Genomic DNA, 21,251 nt, shown 5'->3' with positions numbered 1-21,251 from the left:
CATGGCTGCAGCAACAGGCCATCCCATGCGCAAGGTGTCGTTGCGAAACCTTGCCGCCCACAAGGTGAGACTCGCGCTGACCGTCCTGTCCGTGGTTCTCGGAACTGCCTTCGTCACAGGCTCTTTCGTCTTCACCGACACACTGCAGCGCACCTTCTCGTCGATCTTCTCTGATACCGCGCAGGGAGCGGACGTCAGGGTGAGCGCCGAGGATGCTCGCTCGAGTGGAGTACCGACCTCCGACGCAGACGTCATCTCGGCGCTACCGAACGTGCGCGCTGTCGTGCCGTACGTCGGAGGGCAGATCGTCGTTCTCGACGAATCGGGGTCGGCCGTTCAGACCGGCGGGGCCCCGACGATCGGCGAGTCGTACATTCCCGACGACCGGCGACTGGGTGAGCCATCGGTGTTCACCGCGGGAACGGCTCCCACCGCCCCCGGCGACGTGGTGATCAACGAGGGTGGCGCAACGCGGTCGGGCCTCGGCGTCGGAGACAAGACCCAGGTACTCGTACCGTCCAAGGGCACGATCGACGTCACCGTCACCGGCATCTACGACACCGCAGCCGAGTCCGGCGGATACATCGGAATCCAGTTCTTCGAAAGCCAGGCGAACGAGCTGTTCACGGACGGACAGCACGTGCAGTACTACGACGTGGCAGGCACCGGAATCGGCCAGAGCGAACTGCGCGACGAGATCGCCACAGCATTGCCCGATGCCAAGGTACAGACGGCCGACGACGTCCGCGCAGAAGCTCAGGCTCAGATCGAGCAGGCTCTGTCGTTCGTGAACTACTTCCTCCTTGCGTTCGGCGGAATCGCCTTACTGGTAGGAACTTTCATCATTTACAACACCTTCTCGATGATCGTCGCCCAACGGGTTCGCGAGCTCGCACTCCTGCGTGCCATCGGTGCCAGCCGTGGCCAGGTCAGCCGGTCGGTCGTGCTGGAGGCCCTCGTCGTCGGAGTGATCGGTAGCGCCGTAGGATTCCTGGGCGGCATCGGACTCGCATACGGTCTTCGCGCCCTGCTCAACGCGTTCGATCTCGGATTACCCAGCGGTACATTGGCGCTCGAACCACGGACTGTGATCGTCTCGTTCGTCGTCGGGATCGTCGTCACGGTCCTGAGTGCGTACGCACCTGCTCGTCGCGCCGCGAAGATTCCACCGATCGCAGCGATGCGTGAGGAGTTCGCCTCCGCTGGCGACAGTCTTCGTGTTCGTACGTTCGTCGGCGTCGCCATCGGCGCCGCGGGAGCAGCCGCCGTCGTCATCGGCGCACAGTCCACCGGCGGAGGCGCGGCCGCTACCGTCGGCGCGGGCGCAATAGCGGTGATCATCGCCGTCGCCCTGGCCGCGCCGTCGTTGTCGAGGCCGATCGTCGGCGCACTCGGTTCGGTTCTCACCCGCCCATTCGGTGCTGTCGGACGGCTGGCGAGGACCAACTCGGTCCGAAACCCCAGGCGCACCGCAGCAACCGCGTTCGCGCTCATGCTCGGATTGATGCTGGTCTCGGTCATCGGCGTCCTCGGGTCGACCGCCAAGGCGAGCGTCGACGCACTCGTCGACAACGGGATCGAGGCCGACTACATCTTCAGTGGCCCGCAATCGATCGGTGTCCCCACAGGAGCCGGCGCGGCCGCACGATCCGTCGACGGCGTGGAGCGCGTCGCGATCCTGCACCCAGTATCGGTCGACATCGGCGATGAACCTGCTTTCGGCGTCGCGCTGGAGGGCAGCCCCGAGGGCCTGTTCGACAGTGTCGTCGTGGCGGGATCTCCCGAGTTGGCCGGTGACAGCATCGCGGTCTCGGAATCTGCATCGGCGAGCGAAGGCTGGAATCTGGGCACCGTCATCGACATGACGAGCGTCGACGGCACGCAGGTCCCGGTCACGGTCACCTCGATCTACCAGGACAGTCCGCTGGTCGGACAATGGATGATCTCCGACGACGTGTATCAGAAGGTGACGCCGTCCATCGTCCGTTCGGACATCGTGGTCCTCGTCGGGGCCGCACCCGGCACCGATCTCGATGCGCTACGCGGTGATCTCGAAGCTGCAGTCAAGCCGTTCGTCGTCGTGCAGGTTCAGGACCGAGAGGAGTTCAAGGGCTCGCAGAGTCAGCAGATCGACACCCTGCTGGCAGTTCTCTACGGTCTGCTCGCCCTCGCGGTAGTCATCGCGATCCTCGGCATCATCAACACACTGGCGCTGTCGGTCGTCGAGCGTCGCCGTGAGATCGGCATGCTGCGCGCAGTCGGAATGCAACGACCGCAACTCCGTCGCACGATCTATCTGGAATCGCTGCTCATCGCGTTGTTCGGCGCGATCGTCGGGCTTGCCCTCGGAATCGCGTTCGGGTGGGGTTTTGTCCGAACTCTGCGCGACGAAGGTCTCGGACTGCTGACCATCCCGTGGGGGCAGATGGTCGCGATGCTCGTCGGATCGGCGGTGGTCGGCGTCCTCGCTGCGCTCTGGCCTGCGGCCCGTGCGGCACGGACTCGCCCCCTGGAGGCGATCGGCGAGGCGTGAGGACGACTGTGTCCCAAATGTCCCGATAAAAGGTTGCGATCTAAAGGACCTAGGGTTACCTTGTAACGAGTAAAACGGACTTTGCGATTGTTTTAGCGGGTCAACACTGACCCAGTGATGAGTAAAGCCGTCCATATCGTGCAAGGAGCGACTATGTCGGTGCATCGAGTCGAAGCGCCGATCCATGCTCCGCTCGCTCCGCTGTGCAGGCCGGACAGCCGGGAGACCGTGCTCGACCGGCTGTGCGAGGTTGCCCACTCGGTGCCCGACGCCATCGCCATCCGTACCGGGAACGAGGCCGTCACGTTCGACGAGCTGTTGCACCGCACGTACGCAACGGCAAGGAAGATCGCCTGCCTCGTCCCTGGCGCTCCTCGGCCGATTGCAGTCGCGGCCAACTCCACCGTCGATTCGATGATTACGATGCTCGCGGTCATGGCATCCGGACACTCCCTCGTGCCCCTCGACGTCAACCTGCCCGAGCAACGCGCGGCCCACATCGTCGAAACGTGCTCTGCCGTGCGGCTCGATTCGACGGATCTGTCCTTGGTCGAGGACTCGGCGATTCCCCTGCCTGCGTTCACCGGCAGCCGAACCGCGCTGATCGCATTCACGTCGGGGTCGACGGGAACCGCCAAGGGCGTGGTTCTCAGCCATCGCATGTGCCTGACCAAGGCCTACGAGGTCAGCTCGGCTCTTGGCCTCACCTCACGAGACCGAGTCGGAAACGCACTCCCGGTCAGCTTCGGCGCTGGAATCAACACACTGTTCGCCGGTCTGCTGAGCGGCGCGACGGTGTATTGCCAGGATCCGAGGTCGACGCAGTCGGCATCGCTGCCGGACTGGATCGAACGCTCTTCGCTGACGACGCTGCACTGCTCGCCTTCCCTTGTTCGCAGTCTTCCACCGGTCACCGACGCGATTTCGGCCGTCCCGGAGAACGCCGTCCCGTCCTTGCGTGTGGTGATCACCTACGGTGAGGCGCTGCATTCTCGAGATGTGATGACGTTCCGCACGGCGCTCGGAAGCGGCGCGTCCTTCGTCAACTGGTACGCGACCACCGAAGCAGGCGCTGTGGCCTACGACGTCTACGACGCCGACCGATCTCTGCCCGCCGGATTTCTCGGCGCAGGAACCCTGCCGCGTGGAAAGCGCGTCGAGATCGTGGACCAGGCGGGAACAGCTGTATCCCCAGGACAGGTCGGCGAAATTCGCGTCACCGGTGAATGCCTGGCCGACGGCTACCTCGGGCTCACGGATCTGACTCGCGCTCGGTTCTCGACCGAGGGCCGACTTCACCGTTACGCGACGGGTGATCTCGGCCGATTCGACGAGAACGGGCATCTGCAGTTGCTCGGACGTGCCGACGACGCCGTCAAGATTCGCGGCTACCTGGTCGAACCGGCCGAGGTGGAAGCGGCTCTCCGGTCGACCGAGGGGGTCACCGACGTCGCCGTCGTACCGAGGTCGATCGGCGAACAATCGCATCTCGACGCGTATTTCGTCGGAGCCACTCTCGACGCGGACCTCGTTCGAGAACGACTCCAGTGTCAGCTACCGAGCTGGATGATCCCCCGAAACATCACACGGCTGGACCGCATCGAGCGCAACGAGCGAGGCAAAGTCGACCGGCAGAAGTTGCCCGAAGCCGATGCCACCGAACTTCTCGATCCGGGCACCGCCGGATCTGAAGCCCCGCGAGGCGCCACCGAGTTGTGGGTCACCACCATCGTTGCGTCCGTGATCGGGACGACCACTGTGCGCGCCGACGCGGACTTCACCGCACTAGGCGCGGGTTCTCTCGCACTGACTCAGATCTCGGTCGGAGTGCAGCGAGCGTTCCACGTCGAGCTGTCGATCGAAGAACTCGTCGGCGCTATGAGTGTCAGTCGGCTCGCCGCGATCATCGATGCCAAACTCTCGTCGATCGAGAAGCAGGCCGAACGCCCGCGGGGCGGAAACATCGCTGTCCCGCTTCGCACGTCCGGATCCCTGGCGCCGCTCTTCGTCATCGCAGGTGGGGGTGTTCCGGCAGTCGGGCTCGCTGCACTTGCAGATCGCCTGGACCACGATCGACCCGTCTACGCCATCCAGGCCAAGGGGATGGCCGATCGAGCGATACCCGACCGCACCATCGGCGCCGCGGCTCGCACCTACGTCCGCGAAATCAGGAAGATTCAGCCGTCGGGACCGTATTTTCTGGCCGGCCACTCGCTGGGCGGGTGGATTGCCCTCGAAGTTGCGCACCGACTTCGAGCCGAGGGTGACGTCGTAGCCCATGTGACGCTTCTCGATCCGCGGCTCTTCCGTCATCTGCTGGACCGACTACCTGGCGGAAAGACACTGGCTTCAGCGCCTGCCGACCAGGTGACCGCAGCGGCACCCAAGAAGAAGATATGGGCGACGGCCGGCCTGGTGTCGCGTGTTGTCGCGGCAGGAATCCTCAGATTCAGTACCACCGAACGATGGCTGGCATTCGGGATCATCGGCAGCTTGGCGCTGTCGATTCACCGACCCACCCCGTGGGACGGGCCAGTCACAGCGATCGTCACCAGGGAAAACACCGCGGACCGCAGGTCGTGGGCTGCGGTCGCGACTGGCGAGCTGTCGATTCACCACGTCGATGGTCGCCACGTGGACATGGTCCGCGACCCGGTGGCCGGCGACGTCGCCAAGGTCATCGACAGCGCGCTTTCGGATCGAACCAGGGCGCTTTCGGATCGAACCAGGGCGCTTTCGGATCGAACCGGAAGGATCAACCAGAATTGATGTCGCACGGTCGGAATGTGCATCGGCGCGGTCTCCCGCTCACTGCCGCACTCGACGCACGCAGACTGTTGGACTGTGCTGGATCCCTCGAAACGCGTAGGTTGGGCCAGGGCACTGTCTACGACCAGCGAGGAGGCTCGATGAACAACCATGTGTCGCCGTACGAGCTCGAATCGGTCGAGCTCCACAAAGACGTACTGCGTTATGTCGACGAGGGCGACGGTCCGCCGGTCGTTCTCGTTCACGGGCTGCTCGGATCACACGAATCATGGGCGGGGCAGATCGAACGCCTCTCGACGAAGTACCGCGTCATCGCACCCGACCTCTTCGGCCATGGAAGCTCCGACAAGCCGTCGGGCGACTACTCGCTCAGTTCGCATGCGGCGACGATCAGGGATCTGCTCGATCACCTCGACATCACGTCGGCACCGATGGTCGGCCATTCGTTGGGCGGCGGCATCGTCATGCAGGCCGTGTACTTGTTCCCCGAGCGCATCGACCGTCTCGCGCTCGTGAGCAGCGGAGGGCTCGGGCCCGAGGTGAGTCTCCTTCTCAAAGCTGCCACCTTGCCCGGCAGCGAGCTCGTACTCCCGGTGCTCGCCTCGGACTGGGTACGCAAGAACGCCGAGAGTGTCGTCGGTCAGCTCGGCAAGTGGGGTCTGCCGGTGCGTCCAGGCAAGAGCATGCTCGAGACCTGGCGATCGTTCAAGACGGTTGCCGACAAGGGCTCGCGTGAGGCGTTCCTCGCTTCCACGCGAGCGGTGGTCGGGCCGCGAGGCCAAACCGTCAGCGCCAAACAGCATTTCGAAAAGTTCGAATCGTTGCCGTCACTGCTGGTGTGGGGCGGGAAAGACCGAATGATTCCGGCCTCGCATGCGGACAACATTCGACGCGAGGTACCGAACTCACGCGTGGAGATCTTCTCGAGCGCCGGACACTTTCCACAGTTGGACGAGCCCGATCTGTTCTTCAAGATTCTCGACCAATTCCTGCAGTCCAGTGCCGTTGCCGACGCGCCGACCCGGGCTGCGGTCTCGGAATAGGAATGGCCGTACTTCCCATGTTTCCACTCGGGAGCGTGCTGCTGCCCGGGGAAGCGCTTCCGCTGCACATCTTCGAACCGCGGTACCAGCTGATGCTCCTCGACTGCATGGAATCGAACGATCCAAGCTTCGGCGTTGTGCTGATCGCGCAGGGCCACGAGGCAGGAGGCGGCGATGTGCGCCACGATGTCGCGACCCGAGCACGCATCGTCGCGCACCAGGACATCGGCGATGGGCGCCATCTCGTCGAATGCATTGGCGCAGAGCGCATCAGGGTCGACGCCTGGCTGGAGGACGACCCGTACCCGCGCGCCGACATCCGCCCATGGCCCGACCATCTCGAGGACTCGGTCACCGAATCGGAGTTCGCCGAACTGCAGGCGCGGATCACCTCGCTGTACGCCCTGATCGGTTCGCTCGCAGCCGCCGAGGGCTCCGAGCCCCCGCCGGATCCCGCGTTCTCCGATCTGCCGGCAGAGTCCGGCGCGCGCCTCTACGCACTGGCGAGACTGGTGCCGATGGGCGAGTCCGACCGTCAGGACGTGTTGGAGTCTCTCGGGGCCTCGGATCGTCTGCGGGCGATCAACGACGCCATCGACAACGTCACCGACATCGTCCGGTTCCGCCTGCAATAGCGGTCACGCGGCACCAGTGTTGACCCCGCATCGGCTGAATCAACACGGCTGAAATCGACACTGGAAAGCAGAAATCCCCCGGAAGCTGAGCTTCCGGGGGATTTCTGTACTGCGTTGGTAGCGGGGACAGGATTTGAACCTGCGACCTCTGGGTTATGAGCCCAGCGAGCTACCGAGCTGCTCCACCCCGCGTCGGGTGTTTCACTACCGTACATGCACCGGACCGCTAACACCCAATCGCCTGGTCACCGGCCCCCTCGCACTGACGCGATCTTCTGTCCAACAGCCACTGCCGTCAGAAGTTCCCAACCGACGAACCCATAGATCGACGCCCTCTCGACGGCACCGACCGGCGCGAGACCCGTGACGAGCACTGCGGACGCGAGTGTTCCCAGCGCACCGAGAGCGACACTTCCGCGCGCATACCATCGCGGGCACGCCGGTACACCGGTTCCGACCAGCAGTGGAATGACGTTTCCGGCACCGATTGCAAGTACGGCTCCCACCACGTGCGCGTTCCCCTGCCCGGAGTGCACAGTAGCGACCAGCGCACTGCCGAGCGAGTACGCAGCGATCGAACCGAGGTAGAACGGTCGTCGTCGCGCATTGATCAGATGCGCCGAGCACAGCCCTGCGGCGGCTACCGATGCCGCCGAGATGCAGAATGCGACATTCATCAGCCGATGCCAGTCCGATTCCTCAGGCACACCGAGTTCGCTGACGGTGTCGCGGGCAATGCTGTAGCCGTCGAATCCGACGATGGTGACGGCCTCGGCCAGCAAGTATTGGGTGGCAGCGAACCCGAAGAGATACCCGGCGAGACGCGTGCGTCGTGTGTCGATCGTATGCTCCGTGGGGGTTGATTCGCGGTGGTTGTACCGGTAGGTACAGTGAGGAACCGTTCCTTCGCATCGTCTTGCGCCGGAGCTTGTCGGTCCTTGAGGAGTAACTGTGTCACGAGCAACTGCCGACCGACGCGATGTCGTGCCAGTCCTGGCCGGTGTGTTCGGTGATCTCGGCTGGACCGGGTCGTCGTTGTCGGTCATCAGCAAGAGGACCGGCCTCGGCAAAGGGAGCCTCTACCACTTCTTTCCTCGTGGAAAGACGGAGATGGCCGAGGCAGTGCTCGACGACGTCGACCTCTGGTTCCAGGTCAATGTATTCGCACCTCTACAGGCTGCGACGGACGCCCGAGTGCGGTCACAGAACATGTTCGCCCAGACCCTGAAGTATTTCCAATCCGGTCGACGGGTGTGCCTGTTCGGTGCGTTTTCGCTCGGCATGGAACGTGCCCTGTTCGGTAACCGTGTCGCCAAATACTTCAGCGATTGGATCGACGCCTTGACGCCCGTACTACGACAACTCGGTCATGGCGAGGACTCCCGAGGCCTCGCGGAGGAGATCGTCGCCGGCATTCAGGGCGCACTCGTCCTCGCCCGGGCCTCGGACGACGGCCACAGCTTCGAACGCTTGTTGGCCCGCCTGGAGACCGCTGCACTAGGCGCCGCACCGACAGGAGCGACCGTATGACCAAGACGCCCCCACCACCGTTGCGCAAGTTCGGCATTCGAGAGTTTCTCCGGCTCATCGTCATCGGTGTCGCCCTCACGGCCTACCAGGTACTGGCCATCGGCAAATGGGTCGTCCATCCGCGTCGAGGCTGGGCCGTTCACGCGTCGGAAGGCGTCGTCGACGCGTTCTTCGTTCTCGGGCCGACGTTCGTCAAGGTCGGCCAACTCATGGGATCCTCACCAGGATTGTTCCCGAAAGTCCTTGCCGACACCTGTCTTCGATGTCTCGACGAGGTCCCGCCATTCCCCGGCGCCCAGGCCCGCGCCATCATCGAAGCCGATCTCGGGCAGAGCACCGACGTGCTGTTCCAGCGTTTCGACGACATCCCGTTGTCCTCCGCCTCCGTCGCGCAGGTGCACCTGTGTGTTCTGCACGACGGCCGTGAAGCGGTCATGAAGGTCCAGCGGCGCGGCATCTACCACCGCATGAAGGTCGATTTGCGCATTGCCTACATCGGCGCCCGGGCGCTGGAGAAGTACGTCGCATTCTTCAAGACCGCCAACGCATCTGCCATCATCGTCGATCTGCACGCAGCGACGTTCGCCGAACTGGACAGTGTGGTCGAAGCTCGTCGACAGGCAGCCTTCCGTGACGCCATCTCGGCGTTCGGCGACAACGACTTCGTCACGGCACCCGAGGTCATCACCGAGTACTGCGGCAACCGGGTCATCTGCATGGAGCGTATGCACGGACACCCGCTCGACCAATGCAAACCTGGCGACGGTTCGGAACTGGTTGTGCGACGCGCCGCGAAGGTCTGGATGGAAGCTACTGTGCTGCACGGACTCTTCCACGGCGACGTGCACGCGGGAAACGTATGGGTGCTCGACGACGGCCGGGTGTCGTTCCTCGACTTCGGCGTGATGGGTGAACTGGACGAGCGGTGGCGCTCGTTGCTGCAGGACTTGTTCCACGCCACCGTGATCGACGGCGATTTCACCCGGCTCGCAACGAGCGTCAAGCGCTTGGGAATCGTGTCCGAAGACGTCGGCACCGACGCCGAGGTAGGACTGATCCTGCAAGCCGTCTTCGCGCCCATGCTCTCGGATACGTTGGCGCACTTCAGCTTGACCGACTTCATCAAGGCACTCGTCGGCATGGGGCAGCAGTATCACACCTCCAGCCCGGAGGAGCTGATACTCGTCGGGAAGCAGCTCGGCTACTTCGAGCGCTACGCAATCGAGCTCGCCCCGAACTGGGCCCTCGGAACCGATCCGTTCGTGTTCAAGAACGTCTTTCCAGCCGAGGTCGCTGCACTGTCACTGGCTCGTGGAGTGCAGCTCCCCGATTAGCCGCTACTTCAAAGTGAGAACTACTTTCCCTGCAGCAGTGCGATTTTCGAGAGATGCAATGGCCTCGCCCGCCTTCTCCAGCGGGAACACCGACGGCTCGGGCGCTGTGAGCGCGCCCGACGCAAGCAGGGGTTGCAGCTCGGCCCACTGAGTTGCGAGGTACCCAGGCCTGCTCATCCACCAGGCTCCCCAACCGACTCCGACTACGTCGACGTTGTTCAGCAGCAACCGATTGACCTTCACCGTGGGAATCTCACCCCCGGTGAATCCCAGCACCAGAATTCTTCCCGACGGTGCAAGGCTTCGGATGCTGTCGGTGAACCGGTCACCGCCGACAGGGTCGACGATCACGTCGACACCCTTTCCGCCCGTCAGTTCCTTGACCGCGTCCTTCCAGCCCTTCCCGTTCTCGTCCTCGACGAGAACGACATCCGTCGCACCCGCCGCAGTGGCTGTCTCGCCCTTGGCTTTCGTGCTGACCACAGCGATGACTCGGGATGCGCCGAGCACCGGCGCGATGCGCAACGCGGACGTTCCGATCCCACCCGCAGCGCCGTGCACCAGAACGGTCTCGCCCTCGGCGAGACGTCCGCGCTCCCGCAGCGCGAAGTGCACCGTCAGATCGTTGAACAGCAGACCCGCGCCTGCCGTCAGCGACACAGCGTCCGGCAGCGCGAACACAGTGTCGGGGGACACGACGGCAACCTCAGCCATACCGTCGGACAGCCCCGTCAACGACGCCACGCGATCCCCGGCTGCGAATCCCGAGCCCTCGGGCGCGGACCGCACCACGCCGGCAATCTCGCTGCCCGGCACGAAGGGTAGTTCCGGCTTGTACTGATAGAGCCCTCTGGTGAGCAGCGCGTCGGGGAATGCGACCCCGGCCGCATGCACGTCGATCACCACCGCACCGTCGCGCACCGCAGGCTCGTCGACCTCCGTGACCTGGACCGAATCCGGGCCGTCGAGACTCGTGATGTGTACCGCGCGCATGTGGTGGCCTCTCGTCGTCGTTCGATGTGTTTCTCACGGTACAAAGCCCCTCGGTGGAGCCGACGGCCGGCTGTGCTCCAATCGAGGTATGACCATCCCCCTCACAGTCGAAGTTCCGTCCGGCACGCCTCGCGGAAGTGTCGTCGCGGAGACCGAGCAGGTCCGTTCGTTCTGGCAGGAACTCGGCCTTCCGGGGGTGTTCGACGTGCACACCCACTTCATGCCGAAGAACGTCATGGACAAGGTATGGGCATATTTCGACCAAGTAGGATCAGCCCAGAACCCGGTCACTCCGCAGGCTCCGCTCCTGCCCACAGGCATGGCCTGGCCGATCACCTACCGCGAGGACGAGGACGCGCGGCTGAACACGCTGCGTGGGTTCGGAGTTCGCGGTTTCACGTCGATGATCTACCCGCACAAGCCGAGCATGGCTGCGTGGCTCAACTCCTGGGGCGCCGATTTCGCCTCCAGAACACCGGACTGCCTGCACACCGCGACGTTCTATCCCGAAGAATCAGCAGCCGAGTACGTCGCGGACGCGATCTCTGCGGGTACCCGTATCTTCAAGTCGCACATCCAGGTCGGCAGCTACTCGCCCAACGACGCCTTACTCGAGCCGGTGTGGGGCGCAATCGAGGACGCCTCGATACCCGTCGTGATCCACTGCGGTTCGGGACCGACCCCTGGCCCGCACACGGGACCGGGACCGATCGGGGAGCTGCTCGGTCGTTTTCCTCGACTGCCACTGATCATCGCGCACATGGGCATGCCCGAATACTCCGAGTTCTTGGATTTGGCCGAGCGCTACGAGCACGTGCGCCTGGACACCACCATGGCCTTCACCGACTTCTCGGAGGCACGGTGGCCGTTCCCCTCGTCGGAGATGTCCCGCCTTCGAGACTTGCAGGGGCGCATACTGTTCGGGAGCGACTTTCCCAACATTCCGTACACCTACGCCGAGGCACTCGAGGCCGTGGCCCGGCTCGACCTGGGCGACGACTGGGTCCGAGACGTCTGCTATTCCAACGGAGCCGAACTGTTCACCCTCGCTTGAACCGGTCGACCTCGCCGGCGATCGCCAGCCCCTGCCGATCGCCGGCTTCGGCTGCGGCAGCCCTGACGGACGGGTCGGTGGGATCGGGCCCGATCGCGGCGACAGAATCCTCGTCGGGACGAAGAATCAGAACATCGGATCCGCGCCCGACGAGCTGGTCGCGTTCGACTTCCAGCGGGTCCTGTCCGGCATCGAAAACTCCGACCTGGACGACGAGCACCTTCGCGAAACCTACTGCTAGGTCGGCATTTTCGCTCGATCGCACACCACCGTCGACGTATCGGTGCACCCCGATGGTGACCGGCGGCCACATGCCGGGAATCGCGCAGCTCGCGGCGACGGCGTCGACGATCCGGACTCCGGAGTCTCGGTTCAGAACTCGGTGACGCCCGGATTCTGCGTCGACCGCGACGAGGCGCAGATCTCGATCGGGCCATTCGTGCGAGGGCAACCGCTCTGCTATCACCGCGCGCCGTACCGACTCGGGAGGCGTCGTCGCCGCACGGGCAGCCTGACCGATGATTCGAGCGAATTCCTGCCTGTCACCGGCAGCGCGTTCCGCTGCGCGCTCGAGCAGTTCGTTGAGTGTCTCGATCGACACGTCCGGACGTGGCTCGTCGATTTGCTTCTTCGTATCCACCTGACGCGAATAGAGCTCGCTCAGCGACGCTCCACTAGTCACCTGCGCTGCGACTGCGGCGCCCGCGGACGTGCCGAGAAGCATGTCGGACCACGCCGATGCCGTCACGTCGACGCCGGATTCGGCTAGCCCGTGCAAGACGCCCGTCTGCCAGGCGATACCCGCGACCCCACCGCCGCCCAGAACGAGTGCAGTACGCGTCATAGTCAAACCCCCTCATTGCTTGCCCCGGGTGAGAACCTACTACTACCGCGTCAGCCGACACGCGGCGACAACCACGCGACGAGGTCGCCGAGCACCTTTTCGCGCTCTGGCTCGTTGAAGACCTCGTGGTAGAGACCGTCGTACACCTCGATGGTGAGATCGGTCGATCCAGCTTTCTCGGCAATCAGACGACTACCTGCCACGTCGGCGAGTCGATCCTCGCTGCCGTGTTGCAGCAGCACCGGCAGTGTGAGTGTGGGAAGTCGCGCCGGGTAGCTTTCCATCGCTCCGACGAGTCCGCTGGCCAGGCCTGCGGGTACCTTGCCGTGATGGACCAACGGGTCCTGCTCGTACGCGGTGACGACGGCGGGGTCACGGGAGACGTCCGACGCGGCGAGCGACTGCACCGGCACGCCGGGCGCGATTCGGCCGAGGATCTTGCCGATGGGAACGAGGATCTTCGGGGTGCCGTCACCGAGCACCACCGCCGGGCCGGAGAGCATCAGAGCGTCGAGTTCGGCCTGGTATTCGAGCGCGTAGGACAGTGCGATGGCACCGCCCATGCTGTGCCCGAGCAAGAAATTCTTGACGCCTGGGTGGGTGGCACGCGCTATCCGGAAGAGCTCGTGCAGATCGATCACATAGTCCGACCAGCTCTTCAACTCCAGACGTTTGCCTCCCGACCGTCCATGTCCCCGGTGGTCGGGGGCGTAGACCACCAGGCCGAGCTTCCCCAGTTCGGCGATCACGTGGTCGTAGCGCCTGGCGTGCTCCCCGAGTCCGTGGGACAGCACGAGGAGCCCGGTGATGTCTGCGTCGGGAGTCCAGACGTCGTAGACGATGCGAGTTCCACGGTGTCCGGCGAACTCGGACTCGGTTCTCTTCACTGCGATGCTCCTCACTATGGCGTCGATGCCTTATCCGATCACGTTGCGGGTCCGAAAAACAGGTAAGGGAGAATTGCCGGAACTAACTGTTACTCTTTAGGTGAGGTAAATATCTCAATGGATGCGTCGTCGTTAGGGGGTACTCGACCCTCATGACCGAACATGCGGCGACCGAACGCGCGGCAGGGACGCCCGCCTGGCGTGACCCGAAGCGCTACCTGTGGCCGCTCGGGCTCGTCATCCCATTGAGCCCGTTCATGGCGTGGGGACTCGTATCCTGGCTCGGGCCGGGCGCCTTCTGGTTGTTGGGCCTGATGATCATGGGCATCGCTATCCCTGCCGTCGACGCTGTCGCCGGCGTCGACAGACGCAATCCGCCGCTGGAGATGGCTGAAGCGCTCGAAAACGACAAGTACTACCGCTGGTGCCTGTACCTGCTCATTCCGTTGCAATACGCGGGGCTGATCACAGCCTGCTACCTCTGGGCGCACGGACCGTTGGGTGTTCCCGAGCGAATCGGCCTCGCGATCACGATCGGAGTAGTCGGTGGCGTCGGCATCAATGCCGCACACGAACTGGGTCACAAACGTGAAAACGTCGAACGCTGGCTTTCGAAGATCACCCTCGCGCAGTCGTTCTACGGCCACTTCTACGTCGAGCACAATCACGGCCATCACGTGCGCGTCGCAACACCGGAGGACCCGGCCTCCGCGCGGTACGGCGAGAGCTTTTGGAAGTTTCTTCCGCGCAGCATGATCGGCGGCATTGCATCGGCGTGGGACCTCGAGCAGCGTCGTCTCCACCGCGTCGGGTCGACCAAGTGGACTGCGCACAATCACTTGTTCAACGCGGCGGCGATGTCGCTCGTGTTGTTCGCCGTATTGATCGCTCTGTTCGGGTGGATCGTCGCGCCGTATCTGATACTGCAAGCCGTCATCGCGGTCATTCTGTTCGAGGCCGCCAACTACCTCGAGCACTACGGACTGCTACGCAGCAAGACCAAGCGCGGGCGCTACGTTCGCACCGACCACACCCATAGTTGGAACAGCGACCACCTGTGGAGCAACTTGTTCCTCTATCACCTGCAACGCCACAGCGACCACCACGCGAACCCTGTGCGTCGCTACCAATCCCTTCGGACAGTCGACGAATCTCCGCAGCTCCCAGCGGGATATGCAGTCATGATCTTCTGCGCACTCTTCCCGCCGCTGTGGCGGAAAGTCATGGATCACAGGCTTGTCGATTACTACGGCGGGGATATGTCGAAGATCAATCGCTGAGTGGCATGGTTAAGTGCCTGCTGGGGCGCTTAACCGTGCCACTGAGCCGAAGGCCCCTACTCGTCCGTCTGCGCCCTCAGATACCGCCCGAAGTGGGGGACCGTAAACGCGATGGTCCCTCGCTCGGCTGAGTAGATGAGGCCCTTCTTGATCAGTCCGTCCCGTGCCGGCGACAACGATGCGGGCTTTCGCTTCAGTTCGGTCGCCACCGCAGAGGTGGGCACCGACGTGTCGTCGCTGGACAGATCGGCCATCGCTCGCATGTACTCGCGCTCGGACGGAGTCGCACGTTCGTACCGCGACCCGAAGAACCCGACGGCCAATTCCTCTTCGGCCGTCGGCGCCGCGACGCGCACGTCCTCGGCCGTGATGGGCGACTCCGCAGCCAGGTCCCACGTTGCTTTGCCGTATGCCTGCACGAAATATGGGTATCCGTCAGCGGATTCGTACAGCGCGTCGAGCGCGTCGGTCGTGTATTCGACGTCCTCGCGGTCGGCGGGCGCGATCAACGCAAGGTCTGCGGCTTGGCGTTCGAGGCGGCCGATCCGGTGGTAGCTGAACAGGCGCTCGGAGTAACTCTTCGATGCCGACAGCACGGCAGGCAGGTGCGGTAGGCCCGCGCCGACGATGATCAACGGCGCAGCGTCCTGGCTGAGCTCGTGGCACGCTGCGCACAGAGCCGAAATGTCCGCTGGGCCCAGGTCCTGCATCTCGTCGATGAAGATCGCGATGCCGACACCGACATCCGCAGCGAGTGACGACGCGTCGAGCAGAAGTTCGACGAGGTCGATCTCGATATCTCCCGAGTCGGCGCGCCCCGTCTTGGCCGGAACGTCGATACCGGGTTGCCAGCGCTCTCGCATGCCCTTGTCGGCCGAGGCCCGCAACGCGAAAGCCTTGAGCACGCCGAGGAATTCGTCGACCCGTTCCGGATCCCGGTGCGAGGCAGCAATTCCCCTCACGGCCATGTGCAGCGCCGAGGACAGAGGCCTACGTAGTTCTTGATCGGGCCTGGCCTCGATCTTGCCCGTTCCCCAGCCCCGCGCAACGGCGGCAGATCGCAGGTGGTTGAGCAACACCGTCTTCCCGACGCCTCGCAACCCCGTCAGTACGACACTTCGTTCCGGCCTGCCACGGGTGATGCGTTCCAGGACGACATCGAAGGCGTCGAGTTGCTTCTTTCGACCGGCCAGCTCCGGGGGGCGCTGACCTGCGCCGGGAGCGTAGGGGTTACGCACGGGGTCCATGGGGCCAAAGTAACAAGTGGGATAGCAGTTTATGTGTACATCTAGCGCGTGTCCTAGACGGCGCTATGGAGACCTAGCGACTTCGTAGGCGAATATCCCGCTATCTAGACCGCGAGCTAGATATGGATAGATCCACCAATGCTTGCGCTCGGACGAAATCTGCGACTACATTGACCAGCGTGAAGCGCATTCTCGTAGTACGCCGCCGCCGCGGGGTCTGAATCGGACCGACCCCCGCTGCGGGTCGTCGTGCTATCTCGGTCCTTCCTTCATATTCGGAAAGACCATCACCATGAACGCTCTCACCACTTCTGATGTCGACCATTCCTTCGCCGCCTTCCTGCCGCGTGATATGCGCGAGGAGACCGGCGAGTTGAACTGGACCACTCTCCAGCAACGGTTCTGCGCCGCCACCGGCCCGATCCGGTTGGGCAGCTGGAAATCCAGCTCGGCACGCGGCGGACGCACGACGTTCGACGCCACCTTCGGACTCGGCGACTCCATTCATGCTGCTTCGGCCACTACTTACGGCCCGATCGACGCACTGACCTCGATGCTCTACGACGCCGGCTTTCATATCGAGATCGTCTCGTTCCATCAGCAGCCCCTGGACGAGCGGACCGTCACCTTCGTTCTCACCGAGTTCGACGGTCGTCGCCAGTGGTCCATGGCCGTCGATTCCGATTGCCACGCTTCGTCGATCCGCGCCGTCATCGGTGCTGCCAACATGCTGCACAGTTGATTCTCGGCCTCTCTACGGCACTCTCAGCGCAGTGCTAGATTGCCGTAGAGAGCCCTAGGGCATTTCCATGGTCTGGGCTCGCTGGATCTCGGCTACCGCCTGCCGGATGTACTTCTCCGCCGAGGACTTACGCCTGACCAGCAGATCCACGATGATGAGCACGGCGTGCTCGGGTCGAGGACTCGGCCTCTTCTCCTCCGTGTCCGCGACACCGAGTGCGCCGGTCAGTACTTCCACGAAACCCGGGACGTCGACATCGGAGTTCCACTCGGCCGCCGACCGGACCGCCCGAGTGAGCGCATCCTGCACATCCTCGCCCTCCAGCCCGTCAGGATGCAGTTCTTCGAGGAGCGATCTGACCATCTCGGCGTGAATCGACGCGACCTGCGCGGAGTCCTCCGCCCCGAGCGCGCGGACCGCGTCGGCGAAGTCCGTCTCGCTTCGGGATCGCGCCGCCGTGATCGCTTCGTCGGTTGCGCTGGCTATCGCGCGCACTGTCGGCGGCCACTCGGGCATCGGAATCACTCACGAATTGTCTCAGGTGGATCCGACAAGCCGTATACATGTAACTGCCGTTCATACTAAACTCGCGAAGCATGAGCACCGCCGCGAAGAGATCGACCGTCGTCAACGAAGGCATCCGACTGGCGGTGTTCGAAACCGGCAACCCCGACGGCGAGACCATCGTGCTGGTGCACGGGTGGCCCGACACGCACGAGCTGTGGAGTCACATCGTGCCCAAGCTCGCCGAGACCTTTCGCGTGATCACCTACGATTCGCGCGGCGCCGGGGAGAGCACTGTTCCGCAGGAGCGAGCGGCGTACCGGTTGAGCAATCTGGCGTCGGACTTCTACGCAGTCGCCGACGCCGTCAGCCCCGACCACCCGGTGCACGTACTTGCCCACGACTGGGGTGCCGTCGAAGTCTGGGAGGCTGCGGCGCAGCCACAGGCGGTCGATCGGATCGCCTCGTACACATCCATTTCCGGCCCCAACCTCGACCATCTGGGGCGGTGGTCGAGGTCTCGCTTGACCAAGCCGACGTGGACCGGCCTCAAGCAGGTCTTCGCACAGACCCGCGCATCCTGGTACACCGTCACATTCCACATCCCCGGCCTGTCGACGTGGCGGATCAAACGACAATTCGCCAAGGGCTGGCCCGCGTTCCTGCAGGAGTTCTCGAACGTCGACCCCGCGCTCGTCACCCAGAATCCGACGTTGTGGTCCGACGCCACCCACGGAACAAACCTGTACCGCGCCAACCTGATTCCTCGCTTGACCAACCCTCGTGAGCGCTACGTCGACATTCCGGTGCAGCTCATCGTCAACACCGAAGATGTCGCAGTTCGTCCGTATCACTACGACGACACGAGCAAGTGGGTCAAGCATCTGACCCGCAACGACATTCCGGCAGGGCATTGGTCGCCGATCTCGCACGCGAACGAAATCGCCGAGCTCACGAAGAAGTACATAGCCAGCCTGTCCTGACCCTGCCCAGTTCAGGGCACGAGTACCAGCTTGTGCCGCACCGAAGACGCTCGCGTCCAAGCGCTTTCGACGTCCGCGAGAGGGACTTCCTCGAAGTCGAGAATGATCCGGCCCTCACCCGCCCACTCACTGACGCGGCGGTAGGCGTCGCGCATCGTTTCCTGGCCGTAGTGAATCGGCATGAATCCGGTGATCGTGGCTCCGAGCGCCCGCATCAACTGCGCGGGAATGGTGATGTCGGCGCCCGCCCGCTCGCCGATCTGAACAGAGCGCACTCCGCGGTTTCCTGCGCGTAGGGCAGCCAAGGCCACGCCGCCCCAGGTGTAATCGAGAATGATGTCGACACCTCCCGACGCCTCGCGAAGCGCCTCCGTCAGGTCGGGGACATCGGCCTGCACTATCGCCGTTGCACCGAGTTCGAGTGTCGACTCGAGCGCCTGACTGTCCCGACCGACGACGGTGATCGAGCCGGCCCCGAGCACCCTCGCCGCCTGAACTGCGATTCGCCCGACGACTCCGGATCCACCGAGGATCACCACGCTTTCACCAGGCGCGATATGCGCACCTTCGATCAGCGGCATGGTCCCGGCCAAACCCGCATTGCCCAGGGTCGCAGCAGCCGCAAAGCTCACCGAGTCCGGTAGATCGATGAGATGCGCAGCGGGTACGAGCGCGCGCTCGGCCATCGACCCGAACGGGCTCGTCGGCAGCGAGAAGTAGACCCTCCGGCCGTCACTCGTGATTCCAGCACCCTCGATACCGGTGACAACCGGAAGCTCGCGCGGGCTCAGATAGTGCGTGCCCGACGCTATCGCGAGGTCGACTGCGTTGACAGTCGCCGCCCTCACCTGCACCGATTCCGATCCGGGTTGCGGCACCGGCTCTCCGAAGTCTTCGTAGACGGGCGATCCGAACCCTGTGAGAACTGCTGCCTTCATAGCCGAGACCTCCGATGAACTTATTTTCACTGAATACAGATTCAGTGTGTACTCTTCTGTCGAGACTGTCAACGAAAGGACCCAAGGTGGCGACTACATCGCGCGACCGCCAGGCAGCGCAGACCCGCGCAGATCTCGAGGACGCTGCGCGAATTGTGTTTGCACGCACTGGATACCTGGCCGCCAAGATCACCGACATAACTCGGGAGGCCGGCCGTGCCGCTGGGTCGTTCTACAACCATTTCGACAGCAAGGACGCGCTCCTGCTCGCCCTTGCAGAGCGATTCGCCCAGGACGCAGATTCCGTTGTCGCCATCCAAGATCCGCACGCCCGCGACTCCCGCACCATGCGGCCGCACCTAGAGGTGTTCTGGCAGATCTTCGAGAGCAACCGAGTCGTCATCGACGCACTACGCGACGCTGCGTTGGTCAATTCCGAACTCGCCGCGAACATCGACGAGTTCATGACGGTTCAATTCGAGCCGTGGACCGAACGGTTGCGAGGTTTTCAGCGAGACGGCACCGAGCTTCCCGCGCCACCGGAGGTGACGGCACAGTTGGTCGCAAGCACCGCCGAATCGTTTGCCCGCACTTGGCGCGGCAGCAGCGAGGACGGCCTCGAAGCCCTGGTCCGCTTCGTCGACCGGGCGATCTTCGGCACGTCAGGCGAGATGACCCCGTAGAGTTGTCGACTCGTATTCACGACGGAAGAGGCCGCGCGACTGCAGGATTGGAATTACCTGATCCACGAAGTCGTCCAAACCCTCGGGATACAGGGGAGGCATGAGGTTGAATCCGTCGGCCGCGCCGCCTGAGATCCATGCCTGGATCTCGTCCGCAATCGACTCGGGTGTGCCGATCATCGTGGCGTGCCCGCCGCCCGCGGCGAGGGTGCCGAGAAGTTCCCGAACGGTCGGTGAGTCCTGTGCGATGATCCTCAGAATTGTCTCGTAGCGACCGTGCGGGCCGGTGAACTCCTCGATCGGCGGCAACGACGGGACCGGCGCATCGAGTTCCCAACCACTGCAATCCTGTTCGACGAACATGCCCAGTTGTCGCAGAGACTGTTCGACGGGGAGCAAAGCATCGAGCTCGGACTTCTTGGCACGAGCTTCCGCCATGGTCGAGCCGACGTACGTCACCAAACCGGGCATGATCCCGACCGACGACGAGTTCCTACCCGCCGCGTCGATTCGAGTCTTCACGTCACGGTAATATGCTGCGCCCGAATCGATGTCGTATGCGACCGCGTAAATGGCTTCGGCGTATCGCGCGGCCAGGTCCCGACCCTGCCCCGATGCGCCTGCTTGGAACAGGACCGGGCGACCCTGCGGGGACCGCGGTACCGTCAGCGGCCCGTCGACCGAGAAGTACTTGCCCACGTGATCGATGGAGCGGACCTTCGCCGGATCGGCGTACCTCCCGTCCCGATCCAGGTCGAGCGCGTCGGCATCCCAACTGTCCCACAGCGACAGTGCAACCTCGACGAACTCCTCGGCGCGGGCGTAACGCTCTGCACGAGGGGGTATTTCACCGTAACCGTGATTGCGGGCTTCGGCGTCGAACATCGAGGTGACGACGTTCCACCCGGCACGGCCGCCGCTGATGTGATCGAGAGAACTGAGCAACCGAGCGGCGTGAAATGGTGTGTAGAACGTCGTCGACACCGTGGTCACGAGTCCGATGTGCGTGGTTGCCCTGGCCATGGCCGTCAGGGCGGTGATGGGTTCGAGGAACCATGTTCCGGCTCCTGCGGGATCACGAACGGAGTGTCCGTCGGCGAAGAACACTGCGTCGAGTTTGCCGCGTTCGGCTGTCCGCGCGAGATCCTCGTAGTACCGAATGTCGCCGAGATCCTCGACCCGGGAGTTCGGATGACGCCACGCCGCGCTGTGGTGGCCGCAGCCGAACAGGAATGCGTTCAAGTGCAGCATA

General features: G+C 63.8%; 19 protein-coding genes and 1 tRNA gene. 11 read left to right on the top strand and 9 right to left on the bottom strand.

All coding sequences use genetic code 11. The annotated features are described in order from the left end of the window. The first annotated feature begins 1 nt into the window (after position 1). The 4 genes from D8W71_RS04880 (at position 2) to D8W71_RS04865 (ending at position 6,980) form a co-directional block, all read left to right on the top strand. Positions 2 to 2,533 carry an ABC transporter permease gene (locus D8W71_RS04880; RefSeq protein WP_201265254.1) on the top strand — a complete coding sequence of 844 codons (2,532 nt, stop codon included), beginning with the start codon at positions 2 to 4 and terminating at the stop codon, positions 2,531 to 2,533. A gap of 153 nt (positions 2,534 to 2,686) precedes the next feature. Next, complete coding sequence (locus D8W71_RS04875; RefSeq protein WP_121111484.1) at positions 2,687 to 5,302, top strand: alpha/beta fold hydrolase; 2,616 nt, start codon at positions 2,687 to 2,689, stop codon at positions 5,300 to 5,302. 152 nt (positions 5,303 to 5,454) lie between these two features. Further along, positions 5,455 to 6,345: an alpha/beta fold hydrolase gene (locus tag D8W71_RS04870; protein WP_121118584.1), complete on the top strand. Its 891-nt coding sequence runs from the start codon at positions 5,455 to 5,457 to the stop codon at positions 6,343 to 6,345. Between the two features lie 2 nt (positions 6,346 to 6,347). Then, positions 6,348 to 6,980 (top strand): LON peptidase substrate-binding domain-containing protein, encoded by a 633-nt coding sequence (locus D8W71_RS04865; protein ID WP_121111482.1) that lies wholly within the window; start codon positions 6,348 to 6,350, stop codon positions 6,978 to 6,980. A 115-nt stretch (positions 6,981 to 7,095) separates the two neighbouring features. Here the strand turns inward: D8W71_RS04865 and D8W71_RS04860 are convergent. Both D8W71_RS04860 and D8W71_RS04855 read right to left on the bottom strand, forming a co-directional pair. After that, positions 7,096 to 7,172: transfer RNA gene (locus tag D8W71_RS04860), tRNA-Met, on the bottom strand. A gap of 53 nt (positions 7,173 to 7,225) precedes the next feature. Continuing rightward, positions 7,226 to 7,762: a DUF998 domain-containing protein gene (locus D8W71_RS04855; protein ID WP_236077717.1), complete on the bottom strand. Its 537-nt coding sequence runs from the start codon at positions 7,760 to 7,762 to the stop codon at positions 7,226 to 7,228. Between the two features lie 169 nt (positions 7,763 to 7,931). Between D8W71_RS04855 and D8W71_RS04850 the strand changes: the two genes are divergently transcribed. Both D8W71_RS04850 and D8W71_RS04845 read left to right on the top strand, forming a co-directional pair. Continuing rightward, positions 7,932 to 8,510 (top strand): TetR/AcrR family transcriptional regulator, encoded by a 579-nt coding sequence (locus D8W71_RS04850; RefSeq protein ID WP_121118582.1) that lies wholly within the window; start codon positions 7,932 to 7,934, stop codon positions 8,508 to 8,510. Further along, positions 8,507 to 9,844, top strand: coding sequence for an ABC1 kinase family protein (locus tag D8W71_RS04845; protein ID WP_121111478.1), 1,338 nt, complete (start codon positions 8,507 to 8,509; stop codon positions 9,842 to 9,844). Before D8W71_RS04850 ends, D8W71_RS04845 begins: the two co-directional genes overlap by 4 nt. Positions 9,845 to 9,847: 3 nt before the next feature. Here the strand turns inward: D8W71_RS04845 and D8W71_RS04840 are convergent, their stop codons facing one another. After that, on the bottom strand, positions 9,848 to 10,837 hold the full coding sequence (locus D8W71_RS04840; RefSeq protein ID WP_121111476.1) for an NADPH:quinone oxidoreductase family protein: 990 nt from the start codon (positions 10,835 to 10,837) through the stop codon (positions 9,848 to 9,850). Positions 10,838 to 10,925: 88 nt separating this feature from the next. Between D8W71_RS04840 and D8W71_RS04835 the strand changes: the two genes are divergently transcribed. After that, positions 10,926 to 11,891 (top strand): amidohydrolase family protein, encoded by a 966-nt coding sequence (locus D8W71_RS04835; protein ID WP_121111474.1) that lies wholly within the window; start codon positions 10,926 to 10,928, stop codon positions 11,889 to 11,891. Here the strand turns inward: D8W71_RS04835 and D8W71_RS04830 are convergent. Continuing rightward, a complete protein-coding gene (locus D8W71_RS04830; RefSeq protein WP_121111472.1) occupies positions 11,878 to 12,735 on the bottom strand; it encodes a patatin-like phospholipase family protein in 858 nt (285 codons plus the stop codon). The genes D8W71_RS04835 and D8W71_RS04830 overlap by 14 nt on opposite strands. A 50-nt stretch (positions 12,736 to 12,785) precedes the next feature. After that, positions 12,786 to 13,622, bottom strand: a complete 837-nt coding sequence (locus tag D8W71_RS04825) for an alpha/beta hydrolase (protein WP_121111470.1) — start codon at positions 13,620 to 13,622, stop codon at positions 12,786 to 12,788. Positions 13,623 to 13,774: 152 nt separating this feature from the next. Here D8W71_RS04825 and D8W71_RS04820 point away from each other — a divergent pair, with 152 nt between their 5' ends. Beyond that, a complete protein-coding gene (locus D8W71_RS04820; protein WP_121111468.1) occupies positions 13,775 to 14,902 on the top strand; it encodes an alkane 1-monooxygenase in 1,128 nt (375 codons plus the stop codon). Positions 14,903 to 14,958: 56 nt separating this feature from the next. Here D8W71_RS04820 and D8W71_RS04815 read toward each other — a convergent pair whose 3' ends face one another. After that, a complete protein-coding gene (locus D8W71_RS04815; protein ID WP_121111466.1) occupies positions 14,959 to 16,149 on the bottom strand; it encodes an ATP-binding protein in 1,191 nt (396 codons plus the stop codon). A gap of 292 nt (positions 16,150 to 16,441) precedes the next feature. Between D8W71_RS04815 and D8W71_RS04810 the strand changes: the two genes are divergently transcribed. Next, complete coding sequence (locus D8W71_RS04810) at positions 16,442 to 16,891, top strand: alpha-isopropylmalate synthase regulatory domain-containing protein (RefSeq protein ID WP_121111464.1); 450 nt, start codon at positions 16,442 to 16,444, stop codon at positions 16,889 to 16,891. Positions 16,892 to 16,945: 54 nt separating this feature from the next. On the opposite strand, the gene D8W71_RS04805 is transcribed toward D8W71_RS04810, so the two are convergent. Then, complete coding sequence (locus D8W71_RS04805; RefSeq protein ID WP_201265253.1) at positions 16,946 to 17,407, bottom strand: hypothetical protein; 462 nt, start codon at positions 17,405 to 17,407, stop codon at positions 16,946 to 16,948. A gap of 80 nt (positions 17,408 to 17,487) precedes the next feature. Between D8W71_RS04805 and D8W71_RS04800 the strand changes: the two genes are divergently transcribed. Further along, on the top strand, positions 17,488 to 18,378 hold the full coding sequence (locus D8W71_RS04800; RefSeq protein WP_121111460.1) for an alpha/beta fold hydrolase: 891 nt from the start codon (positions 17,488 to 17,490) through the stop codon (positions 18,376 to 18,378). Positions 18,379 to 18,389: 11 nt separating this feature from the next. On the opposite strand, the gene D8W71_RS04795 is transcribed toward D8W71_RS04800, so the two are convergent. Then, entirely contained in the window at positions 18,390 to 19,316 is a 927-nt protein-coding gene (locus D8W71_RS04795) for a quinone oxidoreductase family protein (protein WP_121111458.1), read from the bottom strand. Positions 19,317 to 19,402: 86 nt separating this feature from the next. Here D8W71_RS04795 and D8W71_RS04790 point away from each other — a divergent pair, with 86 nt between their 5' ends. Continuing rightward, positions 19,403 to 19,999, top strand: a complete 597-nt coding sequence (locus D8W71_RS04790) for a TetR/AcrR family transcriptional regulator (RefSeq protein ID WP_121111456.1) — start codon at positions 19,403 to 19,405, stop codon at positions 19,997 to 19,999. Here D8W71_RS04790 and D8W71_RS04785 read toward each other — a convergent pair. After that, on the bottom strand, positions 19,979 to 21,250 hold the full coding sequence (locus tag D8W71_RS04785) for an LLM class flavin-dependent oxidoreductase (RefSeq protein ID WP_121111453.1): 1,272 nt from the start codon (positions 21,248 to 21,250) through the stop codon (positions 19,979 to 19,981). The two genes, D8W71_RS04790 and D8W71_RS04785, sit on opposite strands and share 21 nt — an antisense overlap. Position 21,251 lies beyond the last annotated feature (1 nt).

The sequence above is a fragment of the Rhodococcus sp. P1Y genome (genome assembly GCF_003641205.1).
GTDB lineage: Bacteria > Actinomycetota > Actinomycetes > Mycobacteriales > Mycobacteriaceae > Rhodococcoides.
The sequence above is the reverse complement of the archived record's forward strand: the minus strand, read 5'-3'. Positions and strand labels throughout refer to the sequence as shown.

Coding starts and splice junctions, on each gene's coding strand:
- D8W71_RS04880 (WP_201265254.1), top strand. CDS start 2: ATGGCTGCAGCAACAGGCCATCCCATGCGCAAGGTGTCGTTGCGAAAC.
- D8W71_RS04875 (WP_121111484.1), top strand. CDS start 2,687: ATGTCGGTGCATCGAGTCGAAGCGCCGATCCATGCTCCGCTCGCTCCG.
- D8W71_RS04865 (WP_121111482.1), top strand. CDS start 6,348: ATGGCCGTACTTCCCATGTTTCCACTCGGGAGCGTGCTGCTGCCCGGG.
- D8W71_RS04845 (WP_121111478.1), top strand. CDS start 8,507: ATGACCAAGACGCCCCCACCACCGTTGCGCAAGTTCGGCATTCGAGAG.
- D8W71_RS04840 (WP_121111476.1), bottom strand. CDS start 10,837: ATGCGCGCGGTACACATCACGAGTCTCGACGGCCCGGATTCGGTCCAG.
- D8W71_RS04835 (WP_121111474.1), top strand. CDS start 10,926: ATGACCATCCCCCTCACAGTCGAAGTTCCGTCCGGCACGCCTCGCGGA.
- D8W71_RS04830 (WP_121111472.1), bottom strand. CDS start 12,735: ATGACGCGTACTGCACTCGTTCTGGGCGGCGGTGGGGTCGCGGGTATC.
- D8W71_RS04820 (WP_121111468.1), top strand. CDS start 13,775: ATGACCGAACATGCGGCGACCGAACGCGCGGCAGGGACGCCCGCCTGG.
- D8W71_RS04815 (WP_121111466.1), bottom strand. CDS start 16,149: ATGGACCCCGTGCGTAACCCCTACGCTCCCGGCGCAGGTCAGCGCCCC.
- D8W71_RS04810 (WP_121111464.1), top strand. CDS start 16,442: ATGAACGCTCTCACCACTTCTGATGTCGACCATTCCTTCGCCGCCTTC.
- D8W71_RS04805 (WP_201265253.1), bottom strand. CDS start 17,407: ATGCCCGAGTGGCCGCCGACAGTGCGCGCGATAGCCAGCGCAACCGAC.
- D8W71_RS04800 (WP_121111460.1), top strand. CDS start 17,488: ATGAGCACCGCCGCGAAGAGATCGACCGTCGTCAACGAAGGCATCCGA.
- D8W71_RS04795 (WP_121111458.1), bottom strand. CDS start 19,316: ATGAAGGCAGCAGTTCTCACAGGGTTCGGATCGCCCGTCTACGAAGAC.
- D8W71_RS04785 (WP_121111453.1), bottom strand. CDS start 21,250: ATGCTGCACTTGAACGCATTCCTGTTCGGCTGCGGCCACCACAGCGCG.